At 56.7% G+C, this 11,903-nt stretch carries 7 protein-coding genes and 1 pseudogene; 4 read left to right on the top strand and 4 right to left on the bottom strand.

The annotated features are described in order from the left end of the window. Positions 1–3 precede the first annotated feature (3 nt). A complete protein-coding gene (locus JMY24_RS30120) occupies positions 4–891 on the bottom strand; it encodes a TrbG/VirB9 family P-type conjugative transfer protein (protein ID WP_128598717.1) in 888 nt (295 codons plus the stop codon). Then, positions 888–1,589, bottom strand: a complete 702-nt coding sequence (locus tag JMY24_RS30115) for a VirB8 family type IV secretion system protein (protein ID WP_027780336.1) — start codon at positions 1,587–1,589, stop codon at positions 888–890. Before JMY24_RS30115 ends, JMY24_RS30120 begins: the two co-directional genes overlap by 4 nt. A gap of 432 nt (positions 1,590–2,021) precedes the next feature. On the opposite strand from JMY24_RS30115, the gene JMY24_RS30110 reads away from it, so the two are divergent. Beyond that, the gene (locus JMY24_RS30110; RefSeq protein ID WP_128598716.1) at positions 2,022–2,597 is read left to right on the top strand and encodes a hypothetical protein; all 576 of its coding nucleotides are present in this window, start codon (positions 2,022–2,024) and stop codon (positions 2,595–2,597) included. Between the two features lie 33 nt (positions 2,598–2,630). Here JMY24_RS30110 and JMY24_RS38570 read toward each other — a convergent pair whose 3' ends face one another. Then, a complete protein-coding gene (locus tag JMY24_RS38570) occupies positions 2,631–2,861 on the bottom strand; it encodes a hypothetical protein (protein WP_236597566.1) in 231 nt (76 codons plus the stop codon). 45 nt (positions 2,862–2,906) lie between these two features. Further along, a pseudogene (locus JMY24_RS38565) lies at positions 2,907–3,098 on the bottom strand (TrbG/VirB9 family P-type conjugative transfer protein); the annotation flags it as partial. Between the two features lie 1,950 nt (positions 3,099–5,048). Between JMY24_RS38565 and JMY24_RS30100 the strand changes: the two are divergent. From JMY24_RS30100 to JMY24_RS30090, 3 genes are all read left to right on the top strand, one after another. Further along, on the top strand, positions 5,049–6,341 hold the full coding sequence (locus tag JMY24_RS30100) for a replication initiation protein (RefSeq protein ID WP_128598588.1): 1,293 nt from the start codon (positions 5,049–5,051) through the stop codon (positions 6,339–6,341). 1,283 nt (positions 6,342–7,624) lie between these two features. Next, entirely contained in the window at positions 7,625–8,314 is a 690-nt protein-coding gene (parA, locus tag JMY24_RS30095) for a ParA family partition ATPase (RefSeq protein ID WP_128598587.1), read from the top strand. Then, the gene (locus tag JMY24_RS30090) at positions 8,307–9,347 is read left to right on the top strand and encodes a ParB/RepB/Spo0J family partition protein (protein WP_131317170.1); all 1,041 of its coding nucleotides are present in this window, start codon (positions 8,307–8,309) and stop codon (positions 9,345–9,347) included. The genes parA and JMY24_RS30090 overlap by 8 nt, the downstream gene beginning before the upstream one ends. Positions 9,348–11,903 lie beyond the last annotated feature (2,556 nt).

The raw sequence follows: 11,903 nt of genomic DNA, 5'->3' as shown, positions 1-11,903 counted from the left end.
TCCTCAGAATCCAAAGAGACCCGCACGGCGACGCGTGATGGTCACTTCCTCATTCGGTGCACGCAACACGATCTCGTTGGCAATCTCCTGCACAACGATGTACTGACCACGGCGGATGAAGTTGGGGCTGACGTAGTCGCCGTGGTCCTTGACGACGGGGACGGCAAAAGGCGCGTCGGCGGGCAAACGCAGCCATACCGCTTTTCCATCATCGAATACGGTTTCAGGCTTGAAAGAAGCGGAACCAGATACCTTGTAGTCAAAGTTCAGCTTGTCCGGCGAGACGCCGATTGGGCCTGAGTCCGTCTGCGTACCGGCGTCATCCCCTTGCCCGCCACGAGCGCCGCCGCTCGCCTGCTCCCGCGCCCGAACCTTAGCCATGACAGAGCCGGGATAGTTGAAACGCACCGTTTGATAAAACAGCCCACCCATCGGCGACGACACCAGCGTCATGTCGTACTCGCGCAGATTTGTCGTCAGATGCAACGTGTTGACGAGGCCTGGCTTAACCGGCTTGACGAAAATGTGGTTTTCGCCGTCAGTGTCGATAACCCACTGAACGGAATCGCCCATCGCGGGGTCGGTCGTCAGGCGCTCTCCCTTCGCCAGCTCGATCGTCGTGTTCTTGAGCGGCGCAGTCATGACCCGGTAGATCTGGTCGCGGCTATAGGGAAACACGACCATCCGGGCATCGCCCGGCATAGTGATTGGGTCGGAACCGGCGTTATATGGATTCACCGGGCTCATCGGATCGCTCATTGCAGTGGCGATATCGAACGATGCGGCCGAACTGGGAGTGGCTTGCTTCCCGGCATACACAGACGGTGATACAACTGCCGCGCATGCCAGAGCGACGCACCACGAAGCGAGCGAGCGGGAGACGATCATCATTGGGTCTTCTGGATCGAGAACAACGGATAGAACATTCCGAACGGGTTAGGCCCAAGAGCGTCTTCGGAGGTCGGCGGGATGATCTGGTAGCGAACCGTCAGGGCGTATTTCTGGACCACAGGTCGATCAGTGGGCGACTGCGTCGTACTGGTCGTGAACTCGACCACGCCCGTGGAGTCTTCAAGCAGCGCAACGTTGGTGACGCGCACTTCACGAACCAGCTTCGGGTTCAGCGTAATGGCCTGAAACGGCGCGTCGCTCTTGATCCAGTCGCCAAACTGATTGCGCGCGTTGCCGACCATCATGGCCTTGACGCCGTTGATGTTCTTGGCCATCCGCGAAGTCTGGATGTTGTCGGTGAGAACCGGCTCAATCGTCCACCAGCGCTCCACGGATTCACGCAGCGAAGTGCGTATTGCCTGGTCGTCCGGCTTATAGGCAGCCAGCTGTGTGACAACCGCGTGGCCGTTGGCGTCAGACGAGACGCCGTATGCCTTGACGACGGAGGGGGGCGGATTGCGCGAATACACCGCTCCCGCTGCGATAACAGCCAGGATGAAGCAGAACGTTTTCCAATGATTTGCTTCAGTGCGCAGACGCGCGCCCATATCGAAGATGATCTTTTCAGGGTCGTCTTCTGAGTAACCGCCGGGCGCGGTTGAGAGAGCTATCTGCTTTTTGCTGCGGAATAAACGCATGACGGTCGATCCATTTGGGCCGACTCAATTGAATCAGCCTTGAGGAGAAGCCAGTCATGCAAAAGAGAGGCGATTTGCGACCGCTTTTCCGCGAGAGCACTGTCGCTTAGCCGGCTCAATGTCCTAACCCTAAATGAAGCGCAAAAACGGATAGCTTTCGGTGTATTGGCGCTTCCCAAAAACCGGTAGAGTTGTCCTACGCGCGTTTCACGCGTTCCACAGCAGCGACCGCGGCTTGCGGGGCTTCCTTGAGCGCCCTCTTCCGAGTTTTCCCCCTTTAGCCTCCGAGACTTAGCTGCCCCTCGCAACGCTGTGCGGACGATAGCTCAAAAGAAAAGAGACCTGATCCGGCTCAAGGTCCTTTTACTGAAATCGCAACGGAACACGCGGTTGCCGCTGAAAAGGTGCCGGATTATTACAGGATCTCAATCGATGTTTGCGCTCGAAGAAACTTGTATCGACGACCGTGAAGCTGCTGCGGAACTTCATGAGAGGCTACGCGAACAAAGCGCGCCGCTCCTCGCAATGGGGAAGTTCTATTTGTCGTTGTTATCGCGTGGTCTCTGGCCCAGCCAACGAGCCGTAGCAGCCGATCTTGATGTCTCGCTATCACAAATGTCACGGATGGTTGCTGCAGCCAGACTGCCCGAAGCGGTGCTTCGTCTTTTTATTGGCCGGGCTCTCTCGTTCCGGCAAGCTGACACCCTTCGAAGGTTATCCGCACAGCTAGGGGAGACTGAGATCGTCCGTCGAAGCCGGTATGTCTCTGATGACTGTTCGTTGGAAGATGTATTCGGCGTGCTGACCACGGGCCATCAAAAAGAGCAGAAGGGCGTGAGATTGAGCCTCGTGCACGGACAAAAATATCTTCGTCTCGACGTGCCGGACTTCGAGCGAGTGGCACCCCGCATAGCCCAACTGGAGCAGCTCCTCAACCTTTTGCTCTCGACGCGTAATGGCAAGGACTGGAGCGGAGGCTTTGAAAGAACAAGGAAAAGCGGTGGTTGATTATGGGCTCTATCGTTGCGGGTACCGCAGGCGCTAATCGGCCGCGATCTTGGCGCGAAGCCACGCGGTGTACGCGGTTCTCTCCAATGCATTTTTGAACGTGCCGATGTCGTGCTGATACGTGTTGCCCTTTCCTCCTTGGGTCATGTATTCGGCAGCAAATTGCTGCTTTTCAGCCAAAGACAGAGCTCTGATCTTCTCCGACGTGCGTCGTGCTCGGCGAATGAAATGGCCGACGACGCGATCGCCGTGGTCCTTGTACATCCGCACCGGCCACCTTTGCGCTTTCGCGGGCATGCGCATCCAGATCGAGTGACCGTCGTCAAACATGACCTCGGGCTTGAATTCGGCGCTGCCGTCGACCGAGTAGTCCCAGTTGAGCTTGTCGGGCGCACCCGAGCCATCGGCGCGCGGATGCTGAAACCGTACTGTCTGATAGAAGAGCCCACCCGCAGCCAACGCGATCAGCGTGAAGTTGTACTCGCGCAGATTCGTCGTCAGGTGCAGCGTGTTGACGAGGCCGGGCTTAACGGATTCGGCGAAGACGTGGTTCTAGCCGTCGGTGTCGATAACCCACTGGACGGAACCCCCATCGCGGGGTCAGTTGTCAGTCCATCGCTTTCGCTTGCGCGGCTGCCGCAGCGATCGCGGGCCAATAAGGTGTCGGCCCTTGACATGGGAAGATTCTATGTTTCCTTGCTGGACCAAGGCGTGTGGTCAAGTCAAGAGCAATTGCAACCGCATTCAACATTTCACTTTCGCAGATGTCAAGGATGGTCGCGGCCGCACCTTCCTTCTGTGGTCCTAACGTTATTTAGTAATCGTCCCCTCTCGTTTCGGAATGTCCATACTCTTCAAACTCTCATCCGGCAGCTCGGTGAGGCTGAATCGCTCGCCGAGCTACGTGCGTTACAGATGATTGCTCAGTCGAAGAGATTTTTTCGGCGCTAACCACCGGAAAAGCGGTCTCGCGGGGGGCGTAAAATTGAGGATCGTTCCCGGACAGAAGGATTTGCGGCTCGACGTGCCGAACTTCGAGCAGATTGCCCCGTGGATCCCAGAACTGGAAGCGGTTCTTAAAGTGATGCTCAGGAAGTCCAACAAGAAGAAGCTACGGCCGGTCTCCCCGCAGGGCGCAACGCAGCAGCGCCCCGCGCGAGGGAGTTAAGACTTGTGCGAGAGAAATTATCTGTCAGCTGATAGCCGCCGTTTCCGTGTCCCTCCCATCGAAGGGAACGGTCAAAGGCTGACATCAATAACACATAGGGCTCTTAGGATGGGCTCCCCAAATTACCAGCCCAGAAAAAAGGTCACCGTGCAGTCGCTTCTCTGTCCAGCGCCTGCGATTCCGCCGGAATCTGTCGACTAGGACAAATCCAATTTTGATATCTGGGACGTTGGTCGCCAGCAACTCGTGAGAAGGGAGCCGGCCGCTGTCGACAGCGTGACGCGATAACTTGCGCCGGTGGTTTGAGCGCCTGTCGTCCACGTGGCGGTCCGAGAAAGCCTCCCAAAACTGGCTACCTTTCTTCTAGAGCGACGAGGAGCGTCAATCGTGGACGCCCTATCCGTCCGGAAGTTCGTTTCTTAGAACACCCACAACCTTTAGAGATTTAGAACCGTTTACCCCTTTAGTAAACCTTTAGGGCCCCGCGAACCCTTGCCAGGCAAGGCTTTGACGACGATAAGGTTGCAACTCATGGGGTCTACGGTAGCCCCTGATGGGGCAAAGGGGATGTGGATATGGGGAAAGGGCTGTCGCCTATGGGGCTGAAGGTCTGTGGATATGGGGGACAGGTAACCGACTGTGGGCTCCCCGCCGAGGAATTGGGAAGGTACCCGGGTATGGGGTATTGGAAAGGTAGACTGTCATGGGGCCTTTCCTTCCTACGGAGGACGCCGTAAGGTGCCCGTTTATGGGATGTTGTTAAGGTAGTCACCCATGGGCCGTTTTGCATCGTGGCGATTGCAGCGAACACCCCTCGGTGGTTATGATCCTGCGACGACGGCGTAAGGTAACCAGTTATGGGCTCTCTATAAGGTGGCTATCTATGGGAGCATTTATCCGACGGAGCGTCGCGAGGGTCTACCGACAGGTAACATGCTATGGGACTTCGGTAAGGTAACCGTTCATGGGATTTTGCGTAGCTCTGCGGGGTTTCCCGTCTCCAGCTGTTCCATAGGTAGCAACCGGTGGGGAATACCCATAGGCGTCTACCTTTCTCTATCCCGAGCGGGTTCCGGTTGCAGGTGCGCCTCGTAAGACACCCGTTTTGGTGACCTTTTCAGCTAAAGGTAGCTGGGTATGGTGGTAGGCGGAGGCGTCAGGTTCATTGTGCACCCTTGCATTTTCATGGGTTTACGCGAGTGTGTTGATCCGGTTTCGAAGAGACTTGCGCTTCAGCCATCTAAGGTATAAAGTCCGCACGAAGAACGGCTACCTATCAAAATATGGCGCGCTCCAAGTCGGCGGAAAATCAGGTGTCATTGTTCAATTCGGTCGAACCGCCCGACTTGTTGAGGAAAGCGGTACAGGCGATTCATATCGCTCCTAGATCCGGCAAGATCGGCCTGCAACAGCGAAAGATGTTCAGTTCGCTCATCAAGAATGCAATCAAACAGGAGTCCGTCGAGCCCGGTCGGTCCAGCTTCACCATAACGATCGGAGCATTGTCACAAGACAGCGGGTTGAACAGCAACAACACCCAGTATGTTAAAGACACCGTAAATTCGCTCATCAGCACGGTTGTAAATTGGGACTATCTTGCGTCCGATAGCAGTACGGTATGGCGGGCGTCCGGTTTGCTGGCTGGCGCTGAACTGAAGCAAGCCGTGCTGCGGTACAGCTTTTCTGAACAGATACGCGGGGAGCTACTTAATCCAGAGGTATTTGCGCTTATCGATATGCGCATTGCTCGCGAGTTTCGGCGTTCGCACTCCCTAGCCTTGTGGGAGAACACAGTCCGGTACGAAGGCGTAGGGCTGACCGCAAGGATTCCGCTAGGCAAGTTTAGAGACCTTATTCTAGGACAGGACAAAAGCGCGCAGACGTATCAGGAATACAAACTATTCAAGAGCAAAGTGCTACTGCCCTGCATACGGGAAGTCAATGAGTTATCGGACCATACCCTAGAACTGGTTGAACATAAGGTTGGGCGCAAGGTTGAGGCCGTGCAATTCAGGGTGACTCGAAAGCCGAGCGTCACGCTCGGGCCCGACGCCGACGGCCGCAACGAGGGGCTAATAGAAGAGATGACCAAGCTAGGGCTCCCCCGTTCTGAGGCGAAAAAGCTGCTATCTCAATACGGTGACCAACGGGTTCGTGCAGCCGTTGTCTACACTAACGGGCGAGTTACCAAGCGAGGCGCGTCTCCCATTGACAATATCCCCGCCTACTTCAGAAAGGCGTTGATCAATGAGTACGCTCCAATCGCGGATTCGGGTGAAGACAAATCGCCAAAGCCAGTGGGGAAAGCTGAGCAACAAGCACAATTACGTGCCAAGTACGACGCTTGGAAGCTTGGAGAAGCTAGGGCCTATTTTCTCGAGCTGGAGATCAACGACCAGTCCCAATTGATCGCGCGCTACAACGACTCAGTCGGCGCAAGTAATCTAAAGCTATCCACATCTAAGAAGCCCTCGAAACTTGCGGAGACTAGTTTTTTTACTTGGCTGGCGCTGGACACTTGGGGCGAGCCAACTGCCGACGAGCTGCTTGAGTTTTTGCTCTCAAAAGCGAGCTGAAGGTGGTCGCGCGATTGCCGCACCACCAATCAACTCCGTTCCGCGCGGAAAACTTACGCGGCCAAAGATGTAAGCGGAGTGACGCGTCAAGTTCGTCCAAGTTGCCGACTATGCCTTGATATGCTATTTATCGACTAAAAGATTTTGAGGCCCGGTGCGGCGGGCGAAGCTTCGAACGAATCGAGACGGTGCCCGTGTCAATGCTCCTTCACTGACGCCGTATCAGCTAAGGTACAGCGTTGCCACTTTCCCCCTTAGTGGATTGCTGCGGCACGAGATCCGGCCTTCCATGCTTGCACCTGCGCCCTCCCCTCCTCAGACAGTAAAACATTGTGAAGTGTACGAACGCGTTACTGAAGCACCGTGACGCCCGTACATATTTCCCAAGAAAATTCAGGGGCGACCGACTGCTAAGGGAACCCCAAGGGACGCACATCCGTAACGACTGAGAGCCCAGCGGCTAAACGGCGCTTACAACGCATAAGCGCGTGGACCAAATCGCCCCGTGCATTTACTGCCAGCCATTACCACGTGATAAGGCGTGCTCATGCGGCATTCAAATGCACAGTTCACGAATCGGTTCCCTACGATCGGCCTAGCGGGGAGGGTCTGAGGCAATATCCGGCCGTTGCCACGTGGTAACGGCACACGGCTCTCCCGCGGACCACCTTCCGACCCAAAGTACACGGCCATGCCCGCCCCGAGCAGAAAGCTAGACGGCCGGCGATCGATCTCTTAGGTCGGAGGATCGCCGTCGCTTTATCGCTACACTCTGACGGGCACCATTCTTCGGGGCACGGACCGACTTTGAAGGATCTCGACCGGTGCCAGCTTCCGATTTGCCGCTTTTTTCAAAGATGTTCGGAAACGTGATATCGCAATAGGCGCTCGCTACCACGTGGTAACGCTCTATCGTCTGATGACCCGCAGGCGAAGCTGTGCAGTTGTTAGCGGATGGAGACGGACGCTCGTCCCGCCGCGTGTCAGCGTGTCGGCAGCACAGATGTGGCGTCGAAGGATCCGCCGATCCCGCGGGTGCGCCATGAGAGTTTCGCCGACACCCGAGTCGAACGAAATCGCACGGCCTTAAGTTTGATGGCAGCCATCGGAGCGTTGCCACGTGGTAAAGCGAGGTTTCAATGGCAGCAGCCCTGAATGCGTGAGCAAGGTGATAGCTCGCGGCAGCCGAAGTCGGGATAGACTTAAAGTAAAATCTAGAAATTCTGCGCGGGGTCGTATAAACTGGCGCGTGCGGCCGATTGGCTTTGATCAAGGGGATGAGTATGGGGCTCGTAATTGCACTGGCGAATCAGAAGGGCGGGGTCGGTAAGACTACGACGACAATGAACTTGGCTGGCGCCTTCTCCGCGGAAGGCTATCGAGTCTTCGTTGCCGACGCTGATGGTCAGCAGTCATGCGTAAGCTGGGCGGCGACTGCCGACCCCACGGCGCCGTTGCCTTTTCGCGTAGGCAGCGTCCGTCGGCTTGAAAAGAATATCGGGAACGAAATCGGGAGGCTTGCGGACGACTATGACATTGTGCTTGTTGACTGCCCGCCGAACATCGACGATTTGACAACCGGGCGCGTTCTCGCCGTTGCGGATGCAACCATTGTCCCGACGAATGCCTCGCCCCTCGACCTGTGGAGTAGTGAAGGGATGATCGCGTTGATCGAACGAACGCGTGTTCACAATACGGCAGGTAAATTCGCTATTTTGGTCAGTAAGAGTAATTCAAAAACAGTTCTCCACCGTCAAATGAGCGAAGTGCTGGCCGAGAGTAACGTCCTGCTCTTGCAGACCACTGTTAGAAGTCGAGAGGTCTACCCCCAAACTGCCGCTTTGGGGCGCACAGTGTTTGACGTGCGCGGAGTTCGCGGCGTGAAACCGGCCAAAGATGAAATAAAGGCGCTCTACGAAGAAATCGTCGCGCTGCTGAGCAGCGAAGAAGAGGCGGAGGCTGTCAATGACTAAGAAGCTTGACCTGACAAGTCGGGTAAGGCAGGGCATGGCGGTCGAAAGAAAGTCGGCGGTCGCCCGTCTCGAAGAAAAAGACGTAGCGGCGACTGCGCATCGAGAGGCCTCCGGCTTAGTCGGCGCGAACGGTCACCCCGTTGCCGCGGTTACAGGATCACGGTTGAAGGTGAGGCTCACAGACGTCGCTTCCAATCCATACAACCCTCGCGCCTTCTACAACCCCGAGACAATCGACACGCTCAGAAAGAGTTTTGACGAACAGGGCCAACTCGAGCCAATCAAAGTAACTAAGCTGGGTCGATTCCCTGACAAGTACGTAATCATTGATGGCGAGCGGCGGGTACGTGCAGCGAAATCCCGAGGCGACGACTATATCGATGCGGAATTCGTTGATGAAGAGCTTGAGACCAAGGCACTTTATCTGCGAGCCTATCGTGCCAACAAGGAACGCGACGAACAGACCGTATTCGATGATTCAGTGGCTTGGAAAAAACTTCTCGATGAGGGCGTGTACCAGGACTACCGGGAGCTAGCTATCGCGGTTGGTGAGGCTCCTGCTCAGGTGAATAAGATTATCCACCTGACGTCGTTGCCGGTGTCCTTCATAGAGAAAATGGCACACCACTCCAAAGCGATTGGCCTCGCCCACGCGTACAACTTGAAACTTATCTTCGATAGGGCAGGTCAGCGAGTGGCCGAACACTGGCTGAATGAGGTTGTTGAGGGTAGAGCCAGCGTCCGAAAGCTTGAACAGGTCTCATCGGCCGACGCACCGACGCGTCGGCCGGGTTCGAGGCGCACACACTACCAATCGCGCGTCCAATTCAAGCGGCGTGATGGCGTCTCCCTAGGCGAGCTGAAACTGTTTGGGGATGGGCGGACAGAGCTTAGCCTGCAGGGGGTGCAAGGCGATGATCAACAGCGCCTAGCAGAGAGGATGAAGAAACTGATCGAGGAATGGAGTAGCGAGCTGAGTGACGCTGCCCTTACGCTCGAGGAGCGAACGGGAACGGAATCCGAACAGACGTAAGATGCAGTTGTATCAGAAAGCAGTAGCGATCTTGCCGTGAAAGGAACCCCTGCTAGCCGTCGAGCACGCACGGCAATGCGGTATCTCCTCTACCAGCCGTCGCGTTTGCCAATCGCCTCGGCGTTTGTGAGGCACCACGATCCTGCGGCTTGGCGTTCCGCCCGTATCGGGCCGGTCCACTCGACGGCGGCAAACTTCGACGTAAAGACGGAGGCTAAGGGCAGGGCGTCCCGACGCACGTAGCCACAGGCAATGCAGCTATATGGTGACGTTTCGAAGAAAAGTTTCCGCATAATCTGGCCGTGTTTGATTGGCCGCTGTACGGACGAGATCAGCTTCCGTTATGCGGGCGCCGAACTGGGCTCGATGCATCGGTGCGCCCTGTCGGCAAGGGCGCGACGGAGCGCTTCGTGCCGCTTGTGCTCGAGGCGCTTCGAGATTTCTTGGACACCCGCAGTTTCCGTGCGAACCCTCGACTGCCCGGTCGGCACTTCGCTCATCCCGGCTTGGCCCGGCAACCGGGACAAGGGGCAAGTACGTCTGGAGGCGCGTGCCACACAGCTCCGCGCAGCGGAGCCCGTGCTGAAGGCAGCCGTGGGTTGTCGGAAAAGTGGTAGCACCGCCAATCGGCGGAGTCATTGAAGGAGGCGTGGTCTCCGGCATGCCGAACGTCACTTCCCATTCTGCGCCTCAACAACTGGCAGTCAGAAATTCATCAGGTTGCAAGCAAGTTTGAAGTGCCGAGTGGTCCGGGCATCGGAGGGTGAACGTGGTTGTGAAACATACCCCATCAACGTTCGGATTGGCGAAACTCCACGCCAGAGGCGACTTTGTGGCAATTAGGGCTGTTTTTAGTCCGATTGTTCCACGATGAGGCGTGATCCGGAACAGGCGAGGCCGCCACGTGGAGCCAGAAGTGCATTGGTACTTCTTCCGGATAGCAAAGCGTAGCAGACGATACGTAATTTGTAGTGATGCGACACACGGGAGTTTCGTTTGCGCGATGAGCGAAAGCGCAGATTAAGAGTCGTTTTTGTACTGAACCTAATGGTTGGCAAAAGCGGCGCCATGGCCCTGATCAGCGATAGACTGGCGAGGGGAAGAGGCGGTTATCCTGTCGCCCCGTTCGCAACAGCGATCGGCGACTGATGGCCCGCGCGGTTCACACTTATATTCCGATTCGAAGGCAGATCTAGTGTCAACGGGGTTGCGCTTTCGCTCGCGCCTGCTAGGACGGGGTTGTGACAACTTATTTAGGTCGACCAATGAAGGGCGGTCTGTTCAGCTTCCCCTGACGCTACGCCGGCGGCATCATCGTGAAAGACAGCGAGATCATTGAGACGTCCGGTGAGATGCGTGTTCTGTTGAAGGAGGGCGCGGTCCCGCAGCATGTAACCCTACGTTGCCCACTCGGCATCAGCGTCCCACTTGGACCTCGACCTCCGCGCCCCCCACCTACGCGAAGCACATTGCCCTCAGGCGTGATCTGACGGCGAGTGTCATCATAGCGTGGCTTTCCTGCACGGTGCCCGACTGCCGCGACTGATGCCTTCGGGCTGCCGGGCGCTGCGGCAACGATGGAGTGTTGCGGGTGGCCTCGCCCGGTGCGCACAATCGCGCGCCGATGCTTCGATGCTGTTCCCAAGGGATGCACCCGCCGCGTGGCGCGTCTCGCCTCAGGGGAGTCCACACTTCAACATACCTGGCGCCTGCAAATGCGGGAAAAGCGATTGCCACAAGGAACGTGCTGTATCTGATTACCGTGGTCATCCACTCTCCGGCTTAAAGACGCCGCCATCGGACTGCAGTGATTGCCCGCTGACGCAGGCGGGCGAAAAGCCCATTACGATGCCGGCAATTCTCTCACGGCTGGATTACACGGCCATGCGCCGCTATGCCATCGCTTCAGGGAGTCCTGACGGCGCCGTCGCCCGCCAAAATAGACCTGCTCCCGTATCACGGACTATCGCGGAACCAGGACGCGTGGGTAGGGGCGCGACGCCACAATCGGCGAGCGCGGCGAAACCTCGCTAGAAAAATCGAACCGTCACAGATACCTTTTCGGATAACTGACTTCCGGGCGATGAAGGCTGGTGTTTTGCGGCCACGAAAGTACCTACCAAAAGCGATGTTATTTCCGATGGGCCAGGCGTCGATGCGGGCGTAATCGTTGACTTCCTGTTTAGCCTTTTATGCCTGCCGTGAAGCGCAGGGCGACGCCCGTAGAACGTATTAATTCTGTCTCTGTTGCGTCATTAAATGTGTCACCCATTGAAAGGCCAAGGTAAAGAGGTAAATGAATCCACCCGACGCCTCAAGTTACGTCGCACTCAAATCTGTCATCACCACACCGCGTTGCGAGGCGCATGATGACGCGCCCGGTTTCTCGTCTGTCTGGCTGCGGAACTGATCCGCGCCAGTCACCCATCAGGATCAAGGCGAGTACCGTTGATCTGGCATTCGCCCCTGGCTCAAGTCGAGCTCCAGAAAACCGTCGGTACCAGGCCAATGTCCAGGAGTACATGACAATTCCAGGGCTACCCATTTGCGGGCGCC

This window comes from Paraburkholderia kirstenboschensis (assembly GCF_904848585.1).
Taxonomy (GTDB): Bacteria; Pseudomonadota; Gammaproteobacteria; order Burkholderiales; family Burkholderiaceae; genus Paraburkholderia; species Paraburkholderia kirstenboschensis.
The sequence above is the reverse complement of the archived record's forward strand: the minus strand, read 5'-3'. Positions and strand labels throughout refer to the sequence as shown.

Coding starts and splice junctions, on each gene's coding strand:
- JMY24_RS30110 (WP_128598716.1), top strand. CDS start 2,022: ATGTTTGCGCTCGAAGAAACTTGTATCGACGACCGTGAAGCTGCTGCG.
- JMY24_RS30120 (WP_128598717.1), bottom strand. CDS start 891: ATGATGATCGTCTCCCGCTCGCTCGCTTCGTGGTGCGTCGCTCTGGCA.
- JMY24_RS30100 (WP_128598588.1), top strand. CDS start 5,049: ATGGCGCGCTCCAAGTCGGCGGAAAATCAGGTGTCATTGTTCAATTCG.
- JMY24_RS38570 (WP_236597566.1), bottom strand. CDS start 2,861: ATGTACAAGGACCACGGCGATCGCGTCGTCGGCCATTTCATTCGCCGA.
- JMY24_RS30115 (WP_027780336.1), bottom strand. CDS start 1,589: ATGCGTTTATTCCGCAGCAAAAAGCAGATAGCTCTCTCAACCGCGCCC.
- JMY24_RS30090 (WP_131317170.1), top strand. CDS start 8,307: ATGACTAAGAAGCTTGACCTGACAAGTCGGGTAAGGCAGGGCATGGCG.
- parA (WP_128598587.1), top strand. CDS start 7,625: ATGGGGCTCGTAATTGCACTGGCGAATCAGAAGGGCGGGGTCGGTAAG.